Source organism: Streptomyces sp. NPDC052721, from assembly GCF_040678315.1.
GTDB lineage: Bacteria > Actinomycetota > Actinomycetes > Streptomycetales > Streptomycetaceae > Streptomyces.
In genome coordinates this window covers 295253-313272 of the sequence record NZ_JBFATL010000002.1, presented here as the reverse complement: position 1 = coordinate 313272, position 18020 = coordinate 295253, and the positions used below count along the sequence as shown (strand labels likewise).

The following is an 18020-nucleotide window of genomic DNA, read 5'->3' as shown; positions in this document are numbered from 1 at the left end:
CTGTAGAGCAGCCGCCTACTGAGCGGTAGGGGGCGGGAGAAGGAAGTTACCGTCGGTACGCCATAGGCTGCGGTCGTGGCAGAGGACCCGGAACACCCCATGGTCAGGCGCGAGTACCGCATGGAGGAGCTGGCCCGGCTGGCGGGCATCACCGTGCGCACCCTGCGCTTCTACCGCGAACGCAAGCTGATACGGCCACCCCGCCGCGAGGGCCGAATCGCCTGGTACGACGACCACCACCTGGCCCGGCTGCGCACCATCGCGGCACTCCTGGAGCGCGGCCACACCCTTAACGGCATCGCGGAACTCGCGGACGCCCTCGACCAGGGCCGCGATGTCGCCGACCTGCTCGGCGTCGGCACCCCCACCGAGGAGGAGCCCGTCCGCCTCACCCCCGAGGAACTCGCCGCCCGCTTCGAGGGCGAGGTCACGCCCGAGAACCTGGCCGCCGCCCTGGAGCTGGGCTACCTCGGCACCGACGGCGACGAGATCGTCCACATCAGCCGGCGCCTGCTGGACGTCTCCTCCGCGCTGGTCCGCGAGGGCATCCCGCTCGCCGAGGTGCTGACGGCCGGCGCCCGCGTCCGCGAACACGCCGACGCCCTGGCCGAACTCTTCACCGACCTGATCCTCCGCCACGGCCCCGAGGAGGACCTGCGACGGCTGCGCCCGCTGGCCCGCAGCGTCGTGGAGGCGGAACTCTCGCTGGCACTGGACCGCCGGCTGAACAAGCGGGACTAGAGGTCGTAGACGACCGTGACCGGCGCGTGGTCCGACCAGCGCTCGGCGTGCGTGGCCGCGCGCTCGACGAAACCCTTGACCGCTTTGCCGGCGAGCCCGGGCGTGGCGACGTGGTAGTCGATGCGCCAACCCGAATCGTTGTCGAAAGCCCGCCCCCGGTACGACCACCAGGTGTACGGACCCTCCGCGTCCGGGTGCAGGGCGCGGACCACGTCGACGTAGCCGCCGTCCTCGGCGGCGAACACCCGGCCGAGCCAGTCCCGCTCCTCGGGCAGGAAGCCGGAGTTCCTGGTGTTGCCGCGCCAGTTCCTGAGGTCGGCCTGCCGGTGGGCGATGTTCCAGTCGCCGCAGACCAGGACCTCGCGCCCGTCGGCGGCGGCCCGCTCGCGCAGCTCCTTCAGGTGGGCCAGGAACGCGCCCATGAAGCGGACCTTCTCGTCCTGCCGCTCGGTGCCGACCTCGCCGGAGGGCAGATAGAGGGAGGCGACGGTGACACCGGGCAGCTCGGCCTCGACGTACCGCCCGCTGCCGTCGAACTCGGCGGAGCCGAAGCCGACCCGGACGCGGTCGGGCTCGCGCCGGGTGTAGAGGGAGACGCCCGCGCGGCCCTTGGCGGCGGCCGGGGCGTGGACGACGTGCCAGCCGTCGGGCCGGCGGACCTCCTCGGGCAGCTGGTGCGGCTCGGCGCGCACCTCCTGCAGGCAGACGACGTCCGCGTCCGTCCCGGCGAGCCATTCCACGAAGCCCTTCTTCGCGGCGGCCCGCAGCCCGTTCACGTTCACCGAGGTCACAGTCAGCACCCGGGCACGATACCGGCACACTGGTCCGGGTCCACAAAATGCGGGACCCCCGCCGACTGCATAGAAGTACGATGCCCAGCATGATTATCCGCCGCGTTCGTTTCGATCACCCCGACGCCGTGAAGCTCAACGACGAGGTCCAGGCCGAATACCACCAGCGCTACGGCGACGGGGGCGACGCCACGGTCCTGGACGCCGCCGACTTCGACCCGCCCCGGGGCGTGTACCTGATCGCGTACGACGAGCGCGACCGCCCCGTGGCCACCGGCGGCTGGCGCAGCCAGGACCGCAACGAGGAGGGCAACGAGGACGGCGACGCGGAACTCAAGCGGATGTACGTCGTCGCGGAGATGCGCGGCCGGGGCCTGGCCCGCCGCATGCTCGCGGCCCTGGAGGAGGACGCCCGTATGGCCGGCCGGGTCCGCATGGTCCTGGAGACCGGCACCAAGCAGCCGGAGGCCATCGCCCTGTACACCTCCAGCGGCTACGAGCCGTGCGCGAAGTTCGGCTACTACCGGCACTACGAGGACAGCCTCTGCTACGCCAAGCGGCTCTGACTTCCGGGGCGGCGACGAGGGTCAGCGGCTCCTCGGCCAGCACCACCGTCTCCAGACCCGGGTGCCGCGTCTCCTCCTCCAGGAGGAAGACGATGTCGAAGGTGCCCTGGCGGAGCGCCTGCCGGGTGTCCGCGCACAGGCTCGGCCGCAGGGAGGCCGTCGCCGCCGGCCACATCGGCGCGCGCCGCCTCGACGAGCGCCAGGATCTGCTCGGCGTACTCCAGCAGTTCTCCCCGGCGGGCGTGAGCCGGACGCGTCCGCCGAGCCGGTCGAAGAGTTCCGTTCCCAGCGAGGTCTCCAGCGCGCGGATCTGCGCCGTCACACTCGACTGGACGTAGCCGAGTTCCTCCGCGGCGCGCGTGAAGCTCGGCAGCGCCGCGACCTTCTGGAACGTCACCAGGTGGCGTATCTCCACGGTTGTCCCCCGCCCCAGTGCCCCGGCTGCCCCGGAGATGTCCGGGACACATCCCCGGCCGTCCCGGAAACGACGAAGATCCCGACCGGTCATGATGACCGACGGGATCTCGTCGTGCAGTGGACCTGAGGGGATTTGAACCCCTGGCCCCCTCGATGCGAACGAGGTGCGCTACCGGACTGCGCCACAGGCCCTTGCAACGAGTGAAACTTTAGCATCCCGATCGGGGTGCTTGGAAATCCGCTCCCTGACTGGTCAGGACGGGGGTTCCAGGGGGTGATGCGGGTCACTCGTTGGCCGCGCGCGGGCGGTCGCCGTCCTCGTACTGGTCGAAGAGGGGCGTGCGTCCGCGTTCCCGTGCCCGGCGGGCGGCGGCCGCGGTGGAGGCCCCGCCGCGCGAGCGGGTCCGGGCGTGGGGGCGTCCGTCGGCCGCCTTCTCCTCCTTCTCCCCGGACACCGGCTCCGGCTGCGGCTCCCGCGCCTCGCTCTCCGGTGCGCGGCCCGCCTCGTGCTCCGGCACGACCGTGCTGGACCGCGCCGAGCTCCAGGTGTCGGGCGCCGCGAGATCCACGTCGGAGGTGGCGCGCGGGGCGACGGGCGCGGTCACGTACGTCGGCAGTGGCACCGGGACCGGGTCCCAGCTGTCCCCGTGACCGGGCCGCCGCTGCCGCTCGCGCTGCTGGTCGACCCACTCGGCGTGGTCGGTCTGCTCGACGAGGGCGCGCCGGTCGGCGGCGAGCGCGGACACGCCGGTGTCGGTCTCGGTGGCCTGGCCCTCCTCCGGTTCCCCGGCGCCCGGTCCCGTGTCGAGGGCCACGCGCCGGCGCGCGCGCAGGCGCTGGGCGGCGGCCTCGGCGTGGCGCCGGTCCATCTGGTAGGCGAACCGGCGGCGCTCCTGCGCCCGCAGATAGGCGATGTAGGCGCTGAGCAGCACGGCGGGCACGCCGGGCGCCCAGAGGAAGGCGAGGCCGCCGACGGCGGCGACGATCGCGCCGAGTGTGAAGGCGAGGAAGAGCATCACGGTGGTGCGCCGGCGGCGCGCGAGCACCTTCGAGCGCTGGGCGCGTGCCGCGGCCGACTGCGCCGAGGGCACGCTCCGTGCTGCCGGTTCACGCTGCTGGGCCGGTGGGGTCCCGGACGCGTGCACGGGCGCGGGGGCGGGCCGGGACGCCGGTACGGAGGCGTGGTCGCCTGCCGCTTCGGTGCCGCCGGGCGCCTCGGGCCCGGCCTCCGCGGCCACCTGACGACGGGTCGGAGGCACGGCGAAGGCCCGGACGTCCACCGAGTCGGTGACGGCGTCCGGATCCACGGCGTCCGGCTCCCCCTCATGGGCGGAGCGCGCCCGCAGGTCCCTGGCGTACCGGCGCTCCATACCCGCCCGTCCGGACAGCAGCCGGATGGCGGTACTGAAGCGTTCCGTCGGACGGGCCTCGTTCAGCTCGTCCTGCCTACGGAGCCACATCGGCACCAAGTAGGCGGCCCAGGCCCCGACAATGACTGCGTAGATGAGGCCGCTGCTGCTCACGCTCACACCGTAGAGGGGTTTGCGTGAGGCCATCCGCCAATTGGGCCGGTGTGTCGCACGATCTGGCTCATATTTCCAGCATTTTTTGCGACCCTTGCGATCAGAGGACCGCCGCAGCCGGGAATTCAGTACCCCGAGACGGTCAACAGCCGATCATTTTCGAACATATATTCAATTCACTGGCTCTCGGTGCGCTGACTCCCGCGAGAGCGTGCCCGCTTCCACCGCGTGAGCAACCCGTCGGGCACCTCTTCCGCGGTGAGCGCGAAGACGAGATGGTCGCGCCAGGCGCCGTCGATGTGCAGATAACGCGGCCGGAGCCCCTCCTCGCGGAATCCGAGTTTCTCCACGACCCGCCGGCTCGGCCGGTTCTCGGGGCGAATGCAGACCTCGATGCGGTGCAGGCCGACGGTGCGGAAACAGTGGTCCACCACGAGCGCGACGGCCGTCGGCATCACCCCGCGCCCGGCCACGCCCTCGTCCACCCAGTACCCGACGTGCCCCGAGCACATCGACCCCCAGGTGATCCCGGCGACCGTCAACTGCCCGACCAGCTGCCCCTGGTACTCGATGACGAACGGCAGCATCCGGCCCGCGTTCGCCTCGGAGCGCAGATGCCGGACCATCTGGCGGTAGGTCGGCCGGTGCGCGATCGGTCCGCTCGGCGTGGGCGGCGGGATGGTCGCCTCCCACGGGCGCAGCCAGTCGCGGTTGCGCCGGTTCACCTCGCGCCAGGCCCGCTGGTCGCGCAGCTTTATCGGCCGGAGGACGACATCGCCGTCCGCCAGCACGACGGGCCAGGAAGGGCTGTTCAGCTCGCACCCCCCGTACTGCCCGGTCTCGGGTGGTCACCGCCGCGGATCTGGTCGACGGCATGGGTCAGCAGGGGCTCCAGCACGGCGAGGCCGTCGCGGACCCCGCCGGTCGACCCGGGCAGGTTGACGATCAGCGTGCGCCCGGCCACTCCGGCCAGACCCCGGGACAGCGCGGCGGTCGGCACCTTCTCCCGGCCGTACGCGCGGACGGCCTCCGCGATGCCCGGCACCTCGTGGTCGATCACCGCGCGGGTCGCCTCGGGGGTGCGGTCGGTGGGCGACAGGCCGGTGCCGCCGGTGGTGACGACGACGTCGTACCCGGAGGCGACGCCCGCGCGCAGGGCCGCTTCCACGGGGTCGCCGTCGGGGACGATCCGCGGGCCGTCGACGTCGAAGCCGAGGCTCCTGAGGCCGTCGGCGATCAGCGGGCCGCCCTTGTCCGCGTAGACGCCCGCGGCGGCCCGGTTGGAAGCGGTGATCACCAGAGCTCGGTAGGTCATGCCCGGCTCCAGTCGCCCGACTTGCCGCCCGTCTTCTCCTCCACCCGTACGTCCGTGATGACCGCCCCCTTGTCGACCGCCTTGACCATGTCGATCACGGTGAGCGCGGCGACCGTCACGGCGGTGAGGGCCTCCATCTCGACGCCCGTGCGGTCCGTGGTCTTCACCGTGGCCCGGATCTCCACGGCGTCGTCCGCGACCGACAGATCCAGTGTCACACCGGACACCGACAACGGGTGGCACAGGGGGATCAGATCCGGCGTGCGCTTGGCGCCCATGATCCCGGCGATCCGCGCGGTGGCCAGGGCGTCCCCCTTGGGTACGCCCTCGCCGCGCAGCAGCTCGACCACGCGTGGTGCGACGAGGACCCGGCCGCTGGCGCGGGCGGTGCGCGCGGTCACGTCCTTCCCGGACACGTCGACCATGCGGGCCGCGCCCGCCTCGTCGATGTGCGTCAGTCGGTCCTGCGCAGGGGCTCCGGGGGTCTCCCCCCGGGAAGGCTGGGTCATGGCTGTGGCGCTCCCGGTCCGGGCCCGGCGCGGTGCGGCGCGCGGGCCTGCTGTGCGCGACACGGTACCGCCAACCAGCGGGGCTCAGCCGAGCAGGACCACCTCGACCTCGCTGCCGGGCTCGACGGACTCCACGTCCTCGGGCACGACGATCAGCGCGTCCGCCTGCGCCAGCGCGGCGATCAGGTGGGAACCGGCACCGCCCACGGGGGTCACCTCGCCGTCGGCGTACGTGCCGCGCAGGAACTGGCGGCGCCCCTTCGGCGAGCGCAGCGCCTCGCCGGCCCTGAGGGCGGCCCGCGCGCGGGGCCGGTGGAGGTCCGTGAGGCCCATCAGCGCGCGGATGGCGGGCCGGACGAACAGCTCGAAGGAGACGTACGACGACACCGGGTTGCCGGGCAGCGCCAGCAGCGGGGTGTGCTCCGGGCCGATGGAACCGAAGCCCTGGGGCTTGCCGGGCTGCATGGCGAGCCTGCGGAACTCGACGCCGCTGCCCGCCTCGTCCGCGTCCCCGGCGTACGACAGGGCCTCCTTGACGACGTCGTACGCCCCGACGCTCACCCCGCCCGTGGTCACCAGCAGGTCGGCGCGGATGAGCTGGTCCTCGATGGTGGAGCGGAGGATGTCCGCGTCGTCGGCGACGGCGCCCACCCGGTAGGCGATGGCACCGGCGTCCCGTGCGGCGGCGGTGAGCGCGAAGCTGTTGGAGTCGTAGATCTGTCCGCCGGCCAGTTGCTCGCCGGGCTGGACGAGTTCGCTGCCGGTGGACAGCACGACCACGCGCGGGCGGGGGCGCACGCGCACCGTGCCGCGGCCGATCGCGGCGAGCAGCGCGATCTGCGGCGGACCGAGGATCGTCCCGGCCTCCAGTGCGAGGTCCCCGGCCTTCACGTCGCTGCCCTTGGCCCGCACGTGCGCGCGTGCCTCGGCGGGGCGGTACACGTGCACGTGCCCCTCGGCGCCCTCGGGGGCCAGGCTGCGCGCCCGCATCCCGCTGACCGGGCCCTCGCCGAGCCCGCCGTCGGTCCACTCGACGGGGACGACGGCCTCGGCGCCGGGCGGCAGCGGCGCGCCGGTCATGATCCGCGCGGCCTGTCCGGGTCCGACCCGCACCAGGTCGGCCGCGCCGGCCGCGACGTCCCCGACGACCTCCAGGACGGCCGGGAACTCCTCCGCGGCGCCCGCCACGTCCGCGACCCGCACCGCGTACCCGTCCATGGAGCTGTTGTCGAACGGCGGCAGGGACACCGGCACCGTGACGTCGTCGACCAGGACGCAGCCCTGGGCGTCGAGCAGTTGCAGCTCGATGGGTTCGAGGGGGCGGACGGTCGAGAGGATGTCCTCCAGGTGCTCGTCCACCGACCACAGGTCGTCCGGGCCTGCGGGGCGGGTCGCGGCGCTGCTCAAGATTGCTGCATCTCCTCGGCTACGTAACTGCGAAGCCAGGTCCGGAAGTCCGGGCCCAGGTCCTCACGTTCGCACGCGAGTCTGACAATGGCACGCAGGTAGTCGCCACGGTCACCGGTGTCATAGCGGCGGCCCTCGAAGACGACGCCGTGCACCGGGCCGCCGACCTTCTCGTCCTGCGCGAGCTGCTGGAGGGCGTCGGTGAGCTGGATCTCGCCGCCGCGGCCCGGCTCGGTCTTGCGCAGTATGTCGAAGATGTGCGGGTCGAGGACGTAGCGGCCGATGATCGCGTAGTTCGACGGGGCGTCCGCCGGGTCCGGCTTCTCGACCAGTCCGGTCACCTTCACCACGTCACCGTCGGCGGTGGCCTCCACGGCCGCGCAGCCGTAGAGGTGGATCTGCTCGGGCGCGACCTCCATCAGGGCGACCACGCTGCCGCCGTGCCGCTCCTGGACCTCGATCATGCGCGCGAGCAGCGGGTCCCGCGGGTCGATCAGGTCGTCACCGAGGAGGACGGCGAAGGGCTCGTGGCCGACGTGCGGGGCGGCGCACAGCACGGCGTGCCCGAGACCCCTGGGATCGCCCTGGCGCACGTAGTGCATGGTGGCCAGGTCGCTGGACTCCTGCACCTTCGCGAGCCGTTCGGCGTCGCCCTTCTTCTCCAGCGCCGATTCCAGCTCGTAGTTGCGGTCGAAGTGGTCCTCGAGGGGACGCTTGTTGCGCCCGGTGATCATCAGGACGTCGTCGAGCCCCGCCGACACGGCCTCCTCGACCACGTACTGGATCGCCGGCTTGTCTACGACCGGCAGCATCTCCTTGGGAGTGGCTTTGGTAGCCGGCAGGAACCGGGTGCCGAGGCCGGCTGCCGGAATGACAGCCTTGCTGATCCTGGGGTGGGACTGAGTCATGCCCGCAACCATATCCGGTGCCTTTGTGGGGAATCTGTGGCTCAGGTTGCTTGTCCCTTATATGGCCTGCATTAAGAAGGGCGCGAGGAAGACCAGTGGAACACGACGGACGTACGGGCGAGCCTGACAAGCGCGTGTTGCGGCGAGAGTTCCGCACGGTGAGGAACAGGTTGACGGCGGATGACGTCCGCGTGGCGGGCCGCGCGCTGGCGGAGCGCGCCCTGGAGCTGCCCGAGCTGGCGCGCGGTCGCACGGTGGCCGCGTACGTCTCGGTGGGCAGCGAACCCGGCACGCTCGCGCTGCTGGACGCGCTGCGCGCGCGGGGCGTGCGCGTCCTGCTCCCCGCGCTGCTGCCCGACAACGACCTGGACTGGGGCGAGTACGCCGGCCCGGACTCCCTCGCGCGGGTGCGACACGGCGGCAAGATGGCGCTTTTCGAGCCCTCCGGTCCGCGTCTCGGCCCGGACGCCGTGACGGACGCGGAGGTGGTCCTGCTGCCCGGGCTCGCGGTGGACGCGCGCGGGATGCGCCTGGGGCGCGGCGGAGGGTCGTACGACCGGGTGCTGGCGCGGCTGGAGCGCGCGGGCGCGCGCCCCCGGCTCGTGGTGCTGCTGTACGACACGGAGGTCGTCGCGCGCGTCCCGGCGGAGGCGCACGACAAGCCGGTGCACGCGGTGGTGACGCCGTCGGGAGTGCGCCGCTTCCCGCACAGCTGACCCCCTCCCTCGACGCGGAACGGCCCTCCACGCGCGCGCGGAGGGCCGTTTCATCGCTCTGTGCCGGTGGTCAGGGCTTGAGGACCAGTGTGTCGCTCGTGCTCTTGTCCACCGCCTTGCCCGAGAACGACCAGGGCAGCAGCTCGCCCTTGGCCCACTTGCTCGTCTGGTCCGTGTAGTGCGCGCTGAAGGCGTGCCCGGAGGCGCCGGTCAGGTTGATCCACTTGGACTTGTCGAGGTCGGCGAGGTTGACGACCATCCGCATGGACGGCACCCAGACCACGTTGTAGCCGCCGGCGGCGTTCCAGCCGGTCGCGTTCACCGTCGCCTCGCCGCCGCTGAGCTTCCAGGGGCCGCGGTTGAGGAGGTACTGCAGGGCCTTGGGACCCTCGGTGCCGAGCGTCTGGTTCTTCAGGAACAGCCGGTGCAGACGGCCCCAGCTCCAGGTGTCGATGTCCTTGCCGAGCTTGGCGGTCAGCTCCCAGCGGGCGTCGATCATGGCGCGGGCGAAGAGCTGGTCGCGGTTCTCGGCGGCGGGGCGGGTGCCCGACTTGGGCGTCTTCCACCAGTCGCTGTCCGGCTTGTCCATCAGGGTGCGCACGACCTCGAACCAGCGGTCGCCGCCGTCCGGCTGCGCCTGGTCGGCGTCGCGCTGGCCGCACTCGCGCACCTTGGTGTCGTCGTCCACCGGGCCGGTGCTGTCGATCTTGTCGACCCACAGGCACTGTCCCTTGACGCGCAGCTCCTTGGGGAGCTTGTTGCCGAAGGCGAGCTTGAGGATGTTGCGCCAGACGGCGTTGAAGTACGCGGCCGCCGCGGAGTCGGCGTCCTGGGTGTAGTCCCAGCCCTCCAGCAGCTTCTGCGCCTCACGGACGTCCGGGTCGTCCAGGTTGATCTTCAGCAGCTTGGGCACCAGGAGCTTGGCGATCTCGCTGCTGTTGTCCAGCTGCATCTGCCGCATGTCGTCGGTGGAGATCTTGCCGCCGTCCTTGATCTTGGACTCGATCAGGTCGGTGATGCGCTGGCTGCGGGTGCCGTAGCCCCAGTCGGTGGTGAGGGTGTACGGGTACGTGGCCGGGTCGACCACGGCCTGGTTGGCGGTGACGACGTAGCCGCGCTCGGGGTCGTACTCGTAGGGCAGTTCGTCCTGCTTGATGAAGCCCTTCCAGCGGTACCGCGAGTCCCAGCCCGGCACCGGGACGGCGCCGGAGTCCTTGGCGGAGCGGGTGGGGATCCGGCCGGGCAGCGTGTAGCCGATGTGGTTGTCCGTGCTGGCGTAGATCAGGTTCTGCGAGGGCACGTCGAACAGGGCCGCCGCCGCGCGGAAGTCGCTCCAGTCCCCGGCCTTGTCGAGGGCGAACACGGCGTCCATGGTCGTGCCCGGGTCGAGCGCGGTCCACCGCAGGGCGATGCCGTAGCCGTCGCCGCGGTCGGGCGCGGCGGTGTTCACGGTGGCCTTCTTGCCGACCTGGACGAGTTCGTCGTCACGGTCGGACAGCAGCGGCATCCCGTCCTGGGTCTGCCGGACGACGATCGTCTTGGCCGCGCCCCCGGCGACCTTGATGGTCTCCTCGCGGGTCTTGAACGGGCGGACCTTGCCGTCGTACAGGTAGCCGTTCGCGCTCACCTTCTCCAGGTAGAGGTCGGTGACGTCGACGCCGGAGTTGGTCAGGCCCCAGGCGATCTTCGCGTTGTGGCCGATGATCACACCGGGCATGCCGGCGAACGTGTAGCCGCTGACGTCGTACTGGCACGTGCTGGAGACGGTCCGGCAGTGCAGGCCCATCTGGTACCAGACGGACGGCAGGGACGCCGACAGGTGCGGGTCGTTGGCGAGCAGCGGCTTGCCGGTGATGGTGTACTTCCCGGCGACCACCCAGGAGTTGGAGCCGATGCCCTGGCCGTTCACGCCGACGGCCGTGGGCAGGTCGTCCAGGACGCTGTAGAGGCCGCCGAGCTGGCTCGTGAGGGCCGAACCGGTCCCGGCCGAGGTGGAGGAGCCGGTCGTGCCCGTGGTGCCCTGAGAAGAGCCCGTGGCCCCGCCGGTCGTGCCCTGGGTGCCCGTCGTGCCCGTGGTGCCGGTCGTGCCCGTGGTGCCGGTCGAGCCCGCGGCGGAACCTGTCGCGCCGCTCTGCCGGAAGGCCTCGGTCACCGCGTCGTACTGGCCCTCCTGGACGATCGGCTTGTTGCGGCCGTAGGGGTACGCCGGGTACAGGTCCTGGATCTGCTGCGGGCCGAGGCGGCTGGTCATGAGGGCGCGGTCGATCTCGTCCTGCATGTTGCCGCGCAGGTCCCAGGCCATCGCCTTCAGCCACGAGACGGAGTCGACCGGGGTCCACTTCTCCGGCGTGTAGTCGTTGGTGAGGCCCAGCGCCGCGTACTCCAGGGAGATGTCCTTGCCGTCCTTGCCCTGGAGGTAGGCGTTGACCCCCTTGGCGTAGGCCTGGAGGTACTTCTTGCTGGAGGCCGACAGCTTGGTGTCGTACTCCTGCCGCGCGATCCGGTCCCAGCCGAGGGTGCGCAGGAACGCGTCGTTCTCGACCTGGCTCTTGCCGAACATCTCCGACAGGCGCCCGGAGGTCATGTGCCGGCGCACGTCCATCTCGTAGAACCGGTCCTGCGCCTGGACGTAGCCCTGCGCCATGAACAGGTCCTCGTCCGAGGACGCGTAGATCTGCGGAATGCCATGGCCGTCCCGCTTGACGTCGACCGGCCCGGACAGGCCGTCGAGCTTGATCGAACCGGTGGTCTGCGGGAAGGAGGCGCGGACGGTGCTGATCGACCAGTACGCCCCGTAGGCGACGCCTCCGATGAGGGCCAGGACCAGCACCAGCACGATGAGTCGGGCTTTGCGCCCCTTCTTCCTGCCGGACTTGACGGACGTGGCACCCGTTGTGGCGGTGTCACCCGTGGTGGCGGTGGTGTTGGGGGGCATCGCTGTCCTTGCTGTCCTAACGCGAGCGGCAGGTCGGGCTGTGACTTTGAATGAGCGCTGGAGCAACCATAGGCGCAGGGCCCTGTCCCGCTTGACGCGGAGTCGGGAACCAGCGCGTACGAGCGTTCGATCTTGCCTCGCCGAACGTCAAGAAATCGTCAAGAGTTAGGTAAGGTAACGAAGTAACCGGAGATCCGTGGGCCAGATCTCGGAGGAGGAACGCCCCCTGACTGTTCACCACCTCAACCAGCTCCTGCTCGTCTGCTCCGTCGTCCTGCTCGTCGCCGTCGCGGCCGTCCGGGTCTCCTCCCGCAGCGGGCTCCCCAGCCTGCTCGTGTACCTGGGGATCGGCGTCCTCATGGGCCAGGACGGCATCGGTGACATCCAGTTCGACAGCGCCGCGATGACCCAGGTCATGGGGTACGCGGCCCTGGTCGTGATCCTCGCCGAGGGCGGTCTGGGCACGAAGTGGAAGGAGATCCGGCCGGTCCTGCCGTCCGCCTCCGTGCTGGCGACGGCGGGAGTCGCGATCAGCGTGGGCGTCACCGCGGCGGGCGCGCACTATCTGGTCGGACTGGAGTGGCGGCAGGCGCTCATCATCGGTGCGGTGGTGTCGTCGACGGACGCGGCGGCGGTCTTCTCGGTCCTGCGGAAAATCCCCCTCCCCGCGCGCGTGACGGGCACGCTGGAGGCCGAGTCCGGCTTCAACGACGCCCCGGTGGTCATCCTGGTCGTCGCCTTCTCCACCGCCGGCCCGGTCGAGCACTGGTACCTGCTGCTCGGCGAGATAGTCCTGGAACTGGCCATCGGCGCGGCCCTGGGCCTCGCGGTGGGCTGGTTCGGCTCCTGGGGGCTCAGGCACGTCGCGCTGCCCGCCTCCGGTCTCTACCCGATCGCCGTGATGGCCATCGCCGTCACGGCGTACGCCGCAGGCGCCCTGGCGCACGGCAGCGGCTTCCTCGCCGTCTACCTGGCCTCGATGATCCTCGGTAACGCCAGGCTCCCCCACTGGCCCGCCACCCGCGGCTTCGCCGAAGGGCTCGGCTGGATCGCCCAGATCGGCATGTTCGTCGTGCTCGGCCTGCTGGTCACCCCGCACGAGCTGGGCGACGACGTCGTGCCCGCGCTGGTCATCGGGCTGGTGCTGACCATGGTGGCCCGCCCGCTGAGCGTGGTGGTCAGCCTGGCGCCGTTCCGGGTGCCGCGGCCCGAGCAGATCCTGATGTCATGGGCCGGGCTGCGCGGCGCCGTGCCCATCATCCTGGCGACCATCCCCATGGTGAACGGCGTCGCCGGCAGCCGTCGCATCTTCAACATCGTCTTCGTGCTGGTCGTCGTCTACACCCTGCTCCAGGGGCCGACCCTGCCCTGGCTGGCCCGCACGCTCCGGCTCGGGGAGACGGGCGAGGCAGCCGACCTCGGCATCGAGTCGGCGCCCCTGGAGCGGCTCCAGGGACACCTGCTGTCCGTCACCGTCCCCGAGGGCTCACGGATGCACGGCGTGGAGGTCAGCGAGCTGCGGCTGCCGCCCGGCGCGGCCGTCACCCTCGTCGTGCGCGAGGAGAAATCGTTCGTGCCGCTGCCCTCGACCGTGCTGCGGCGCGGCGACGAGCTGCTGGTCGTCGCCACCGACCCGGTCCGCGACGCGGCGGAACGGCGGCTGCGCGCGGTCGCCCACGGCGGCAAGCTGGCGGGCTGGCTGGGCACGGACGGCAACCGCAGGTGAGCCCTGCGGCAATCACAGGCTGCCCGTGCGACGGTGCTCACTTTCACAGGGGGACAAGCCATGATCCCTGTAGTATGAAGGCACCCTGATCGAACCAACTCTGCCTGATGCAGAGCTGGCGCGACCGTATGGCGGCCGGAACATCCTCCGCGGAGGCACCGGTATCTACCGCAGTTCCGCGCAAGAGGACAGCTCTCGGCGCCCCCGCACGGGCGCGCTACCAGGCGGAAGAAAGGCACGGGCCGTGGAGTCCACGGTCACCACCGAGCCGGCGGAGAACCCGTCGACGTCGTCCCGCCCCGGATACGGACAGCTGCTGCGCACCCGCGGCGCCTGGACGTTCCTGCTCCCCGGTTTCGCCGCGCGCCAGCCGTTCGCGATGCTCACCCTCTCGATCGTGCTGCTCGTCCAGCACACCACCGGCTCGTACGGCGCCGCGGGCGCCGCCGCGGCGGCCACCGGCGTCTCCATGGCGCTGTTCGCGCCGTACAGCGGCCGCCTCGCCGACCGCTACGGCCAGCGGGCCGTGCTGATCCCCGGCGTCCTGGTGCACGCGCTCTCCGGCCTCTCCCTGACGGCGCTCGCGCTGACGCACGCGCCGCTGTGGGCGCTGTTCCTGGCCGCCGTCCCGACCGGCGCCTCCGTACCGCAGGTCGGTCCGATGGTGCGGGCGCGCTGGGGTGTGAAGCTTCAGGGCTCGCCGCTGATGACCACGGCGGCGGCGTTCGAGTCGGTCACGGACGAGCTGACCTTCGTCGTCGGCCCCCTGCTGGCGACCGCGCTGTGCACGGCCGTGACACCGGCCGCGGGCCTGGTCACGGAGGCCGGGCTGACCCTCGTCGGCGGTCTGCTGTTCGCCGCGCGGAAGAGCACGCAGCCGCCGGCGTCCCGGGACAGCGGGCACGCGCGCGTGAAGCACGCCTCCGCCCTGCGCGTCCCGGGCGTGCGCGTGCTGGTCGTCACCTTCCTCGGCATCGGCTCGGTCTTCGGCGGCATGCAGGTGTCGCTCGCGGCCTTCACCGAGTCGATCGGCGAGCCCGGCCTGAACGGCGTCCTGTACGGCGTCTTCGCCGCCGGGAACATGCTGTCCGGCATCGTCTGCGGCGCGATCGCCTGGAAGGCGGCTCCGCACAAGCGCCTCGTGATCGGCTACACCGCGCTCGCGGTCGCGGCGTCCGCCCTGTGGACGGCGCACTCGGTGCCGCTGCTCGCCGCGCTCGGCCTGCTGGTCGGCATGTGCATCGCCCCGGCGCTGATCACCGGCTACACGCTGGTCGACGGCCTGGTCCCGGCAGGCGCCCGGACCGAGGCCTTCACCTGGCTGACCGGTGCCGTCGCGCTCGGCCAGGCCGCCGCCGTCACGGTCGCGGGACAGCTGGAGGACCGGCTGTGGGACGGCGCCGGGTTCCTGGTGCCGATGGGCGGCACCGTGCTCGCGCTGGTGACCCTGCTGACGCTGCGGTCGCGGCTGGCCGCACGGCACCAGAACCGCACGGTCGCGCGTGGCGTCGGTCACCGCGTGCCGGTCGCGGTGGACTGATCCCCGGGAATACGTCACTATGGACCGTCGTTAGCACTCATTGAGTGAGAGTGCCAGGAGGAAGACAGTGCCGACCTACCAGTACCAGTGCACCGAGTGCGGCGAGGGCCTCGAGGCGGTGCAGAAGTTCACCGACGACGCCCTGACCGAGTGCCCCAGCTGCAACGGCCGCCTGAAGAAGGTGTTCTCCGCGGTCGGCATCGTCTTCAAGGGCTCGGGCTTCTACCGCAACGACTCCCGCGGCTCCACGTCGAGCAGCACCCCGGCGTCGAAGCCGGCCGGCTCGTCGTCCGACGCGAAGGCGTCCTCCTCGACGTCCACGTCCTCTTCGGGCTCCGGCTCCGCCAGCAGCTCCGCCGCCTGACACCTCTCATCCGGACCCTGCCGTCGCACGACGGCAGGGTCTTCGGCCTTCCCCGGCAGCGGCTCCCCCGCGACATCGCGGCCCGCTAGTGTGCTGGTCATGGCCAAAGCAGAGATCGGCGTAATCGGCGGTTCGGGTTTCTACTCCTTCCTGGACGACGTGACCGAAGTCCAGGTGGACACCCCCTACGGAGCGCCCAGCGACTCGCTCTTCCTCGGGGAGATCGCCGGCCGGAAGGTCGCCTTCCTGCCCCGGCACGGCCGCGGCCACCATCTGCCCCCGCACCGCATCAACTACCGCGCCAACCTGTGGGCTCTGCGCTCGGTCGGAGTACGGCAGGTGCTCGGTCCGTGCGCGGTGGGCGGCCTGCGTCCCGAGTACGGCCCGGGCACCCTGCTCGTGCCCGACCAGTTCGTGGACCGTACGAAGTCCCGGGCACAGACCTACTTCGACGGGCTGCCGCTGCCCGACGGCACCGTGCCGAACGTCGTGCACGTGTCCATGGCCGACCCCTACTGCCCCACCGGGCGTGCCGCCGCGCTGAAGGCCGCCCGCGGCCGGGACTGGGAGCCGGTGGACGGCGGCACGCTGGTCGTGGTCGAGGGCCCGCGCTTCTCGACGCGCGCCGAGTCGCTGTGGCACCAGGCCCAGGGCTGGTCGGTGGTGGGCATGACCGGTCATCCCGAGGCGGCGCTCGCCCGGGAGCTGGAGCTGTGCTACACCTCGCTGACCCTGGTCACCGACCTCGACGCGGGCGCAGAGACCGGTGAGGGCGTCTCGCACGAGGAGGTACTGCGGGTGTTCGCGGCCAACGTCGACCGGCTGCGCGGCGTGCTCTTCGACGCGGTGGCGGCCCTGCCGGAGACCGGCGAGCGGGACTGTCTGTGCGTGAACGCGCTGGGCGGGATGGATCCGGGGTTCGCGTTGCCGTAGCCGGGGAGGCCGAGCGGGGAGGTTTTGCGGCGGCGCGGTGCGGTGCAGCGCGGTGCAGCGCGGTGCAGCGGCGCGGAACTCCTCGTACGGGTGGGTGAGTTATCCACAATCCGCCCGTGATCCACCGGCCCCGGCGGGATCCGGCGCGAGGCGTCATCGTGGCATCGCAAGCCGAACTCCTCGTCGCAGGCGGTGACTCCCATGCCCTCGCTCTCTCCCGCTCGCTCCTCGTTCCCGCCCCCGCTGCGGCCTCCGCGTCCGCTGGGCACGGAGGCCCCGCCGACCCGTGAGGTGCCCCCGTTCGATCCGGTGCGGGTGCGCGGCGGGCGGTACCGGCTGCAGCGGCTCCTACGGCATCGCGGCCGGGCCGTCGCGGCCGGACTCGCGGTGACGGCGGCGGCGCTCGTGGCCGTGGGACCACGCACCGGGGCGGAACCGCACGGCGCGGAGCGGGCCCACGGCCATCGGGTACCGGCGCCCGTACGGCCGCACCCGGCGGTCGAGGTGGTGACGGCGCCGGTGCGGATCGCCGACGCCGCCGCGGTGCGCCTGCTGCACTCCGGTGACCGCGTCGACGTGATCGCCGCGGAGGACCCGTCGGCCGGGGCCGGCGTCCGGGTGCTGGCGCGCGGTGTGCGGGTGACGGAGGTGCCGGAGCCACCGGTCGGCGCGGCCGAGAGCGGTGCGCTGGTCGTGCTGTCGGTGCCGCGGCCCACGGCGGCCCGGCTGGTCGGCGCGAGTGCCACCGCACGCCTGGCGGTGACGCTGTGCTGAACCAGTCCGTACAGGTTCTCCGTGCCGTAGTCGACGTGTGGGCAAGGGCCTCGGTCCGGTTACGGAAGTGGACACGACAGCCGCACCGTGCCGTAGGTTGCGGAGCGATTCGTTCCACACCCTGTGCACGCGAGGAGAGTCCCCTAGGTGAGCGCGAAGAAGGATCCGGGCGTCTGGCAGGGCTTCAAGGCCTTCCTGATGCGCGGCAACGTCGTCGATCTGGCAGTCGCGGTGGTCATCGGCGCGGCCTTCACGAACATCGTCAACTCGGTCGTGAAAGGGATCATCAACCCCCTGGTCGGGGCGATCGGCACGCAGAACCTCGACAGCTACAGCTCCTGCCTGAAGGACCCGTGCCGGGTGAGCGCGGACGGCACGGTCAGGAGCGGGGTGCCGATCATGTGGGGCTCCGTCCTCGGGGCCACGCTCAGCTTCGTGATCACCGCGGCGGTGGTGTACTTCCTGATGGTCCTGCCGATGTCGAAGTACCTGGCCCGGCAGGCGGCCCGGAAGGCGGCCCGGGAGGGCACGAAGGAAGTGGTCGAGGTGACCGAGCTGGAGGTGCTCAAGGAGATCCGCGACGCGCTGCTCGCGCAGCGCGGGGCCGGGCACGACGAGCGCTAGTGCCGGCGCGGCCCGGGGGCCGCTCAGAGGTGGTGGGGCGGCTTCTCGTCCAGGAAGCGCTTCAGGTCGGCGGCGCTGTCGCCGGCCGGGCGCTCGCCCCACCCGCGGTCGGTGTCGTCCGAGGACTGCTGGTCCAGCGGGTCGTCGAAGACCAGCGCGGGCTTCGGGTCGCGCGGCTCGGGTTCGCGGGCGGTGCTCATGCCTCCAGGGTACGGCTCCCGTCGGCGCGCC

The 18020-nt window shown here is 71.8% G+C and carries 18 protein-coding genes, 1 tRNA gene and 1 pseudogene; 9 read left to right on the top strand and 11 right to left on the bottom strand.

All coding sequences use genetic code 11. The annotated features are described in order from the left end of the window. The first annotated feature begins 120 nt into the window (after window positions 1-120). Window positions 121-741, top strand: a complete 621-nt coding sequence (locus AB0L21_RS03465; protein WP_365702582.1) for a MerR family transcriptional regulator — start codon at window positions 121-123, stop codon at window positions 739-741. Here the strand turns inward: AB0L21_RS03465 and AB0L21_RS03460 are convergent. Beyond that, window positions 738-1541, bottom strand: a complete 804-nt coding sequence (locus AB0L21_RS03460) for an exodeoxyribonuclease III (protein WP_365781960.1) — start codon at window positions 1539-1541, stop codon at window positions 738-740. The genes AB0L21_RS03465 and AB0L21_RS03460 overlap by 4 nt on opposite strands. Window positions 1542-1621: 80 nt before the next feature. Here AB0L21_RS03460 and AB0L21_RS03455 point away from each other — a divergent pair, with 80 nt between their 5' ends. Next, window positions 1622-2098, top strand: coding sequence for a GNAT family N-acetyltransferase (locus tag AB0L21_RS03455; protein ID WP_365781958.1), 477 nt, complete (start codon window positions 1622-1624; stop codon window positions 2096-2098). Window positions 2099-2147: 49 nt separating this feature from the next. Here AB0L21_RS03455 and AB0L21_RS03450 read toward each other — a convergent pair. The 8 genes and pseudogenes from AB0L21_RS03450 to galU all read right to left on the bottom strand — a co-directional run. After that, window positions 2148-2606 (bottom strand): annotated as a pseudogene (locus AB0L21_RS03450) (LysR family transcriptional regulator); the annotation flags it as partial. Between the two features lie 27 nt (window positions 2607-2633). Next, a tRNA-Ala gene (locus AB0L21_RS03445) sits at window positions 2634-2707 on the bottom strand. A gap of 92 nt (window positions 2708-2799) precedes the next feature. Continuing rightward, the gene (gene glpR, locus AB0L21_RS03440) at window positions 2800-4038 is read right to left on the bottom strand and encodes a gephyrin-like molybdotransferase receptor GlpR (protein ID WP_365781956.1); all 1239 of its coding nucleotides are present in this window, start codon (window positions 4036-4038) and stop codon (window positions 2800-2802) included. Between the two features lie 176 nt (window positions 4039-4214). Continuing rightward, window positions 4215-4829 carry a GNAT family protein gene (locus AB0L21_RS03435; protein WP_365702504.1) on the bottom strand — a complete coding sequence of 205 codons (615 nt, stop codon included), beginning with the start codon at window positions 4827-4829 and terminating at the stop codon, window positions 4215-4217. Between the two features lie 20 nt (window positions 4830-4849). Next, complete coding sequence (locus tag AB0L21_RS03430; RefSeq protein WP_365702502.1) at window positions 4850-5353, bottom strand: MogA/MoaB family molybdenum cofactor biosynthesis protein; 504 nt, start codon at window positions 5351-5353, stop codon at window positions 4850-4852. Then, a complete protein-coding gene (gene moaC / locus AB0L21_RS03425; protein ID WP_030650393.1) occupies window positions 5350-5862 on the bottom strand; it encodes a cyclic pyranopterin monophosphate synthase MoaC in 513 nt (170 codons plus the stop codon). The genes AB0L21_RS03430 and moaC overlap by 4 nt, the downstream gene beginning before the upstream one ends. A gap of 84 nt (window positions 5863-5946) precedes the next feature. Then, window positions 5947-7269, bottom strand: a complete 1323-nt coding sequence (gene glp / locus AB0L21_RS03420) for a gephyrin-like molybdotransferase Glp (protein ID WP_365702500.1) — start codon at window positions 7267-7269, stop codon at window positions 5947-5949. Further along, on the bottom strand, window positions 7266-8177 hold the full coding sequence (gene galU, locus AB0L21_RS03415; RefSeq protein ID WP_365702498.1) for a UTP--glucose-1-phosphate uridylyltransferase GalU: 912 nt from the start codon (window positions 8175-8177) through the stop codon (window positions 7266-7268). Before galU ends, glp begins: the two co-directional genes overlap by 4 nt. 95 nt (window positions 8178-8272) lie before the next feature. Between galU and AB0L21_RS03410 the strand changes: the two genes are divergently transcribed. After that, window positions 8273-8893, top strand: a complete 621-nt coding sequence (locus AB0L21_RS03410) for a 5-formyltetrahydrofolate cyclo-ligase (protein ID WP_365702496.1) — start codon at window positions 8273-8275, stop codon at window positions 8891-8893. Window positions 8894-8963: 70 nt separating this feature from the next. Here the strand turns inward: AB0L21_RS03410 and AB0L21_RS03405 are convergent, their stop codons facing one another. After that, window positions 8964-11828 (bottom strand): penicillin acylase family protein, encoded by a 2865-nt coding sequence (locus tag AB0L21_RS03405; protein ID WP_365781954.1) that lies wholly within the window; start codon window positions 11826-11828, stop codon window positions 8964-8966. A gap of 196 nt (window positions 11829-12024) precedes the next feature. Here AB0L21_RS03405 and AB0L21_RS03400 point away from each other — a divergent pair, with 196 nt between their 5' ends. The 6 genes from AB0L21_RS03400 (at window position 12025) to mscL (ending at window position 17789) form a co-directional block, all read left to right on the top strand. Continuing rightward, on the top strand, window positions 12025-13554 hold the full coding sequence (locus AB0L21_RS03400) for a potassium/proton antiporter (protein WP_365702493.1): 1530 nt from the start codon (window positions 12025-12027) through the stop codon (window positions 13552-13554). Between the two features lie 244 nt (window positions 13555-13798). Next, a complete protein-coding gene (locus tag AB0L21_RS03395) occupies window positions 13799-15094 on the top strand; it encodes an MFS transporter (RefSeq protein WP_365781952.1) in 1296 nt (431 codons plus the stop codon). Window positions 15095-15161: 67 nt separating this feature from the next. Beyond that, complete coding sequence (locus AB0L21_RS03390) at window positions 15162-15458, top strand: FmdB family zinc ribbon protein (RefSeq protein ID WP_365781950.1); 297 nt, start codon at window positions 15162-15164, stop codon at window positions 15456-15458. Between the two features lie 99 nt (window positions 15459-15557). Then, complete coding sequence (locus AB0L21_RS03385) at window positions 15558-16391, top strand: S-methyl-5'-thioadenosine phosphorylase (RefSeq protein WP_365702487.1); 834 nt, start codon at window positions 15558-15560, stop codon at window positions 16389-16391. Window positions 16392-16592: 201 nt separating this feature from the next. Next, window positions 16593-17165, top strand: coding sequence for a hypothetical protein (locus tag AB0L21_RS03380; RefSeq protein WP_365702485.1), 573 nt, complete (start codon window positions 16593-16595; stop codon window positions 17163-17165). A gap of 147 nt (window positions 17166-17312) precedes the next feature. Continuing rightward, window positions 17313-17789, top strand: a complete 477-nt coding sequence (gene mscL, locus AB0L21_RS03375; protein WP_365781948.1) for a large conductance mechanosensitive channel protein MscL — start codon at window positions 17313-17315, stop codon at window positions 17787-17789. Between the two features lie 23 nt (window positions 17790-17812). Here mscL and AB0L21_RS03370 read toward each other — a convergent pair whose 3' ends face one another. After that, on the bottom strand, window positions 17813-17989 hold the full coding sequence (locus AB0L21_RS03370) for a hypothetical protein (protein ID WP_365702483.1): 177 nt from the start codon (window positions 17987-17989) through the stop codon (window positions 17813-17815). Between the last annotated feature and the right edge of the window lie 31 nt (window positions 17990-18020).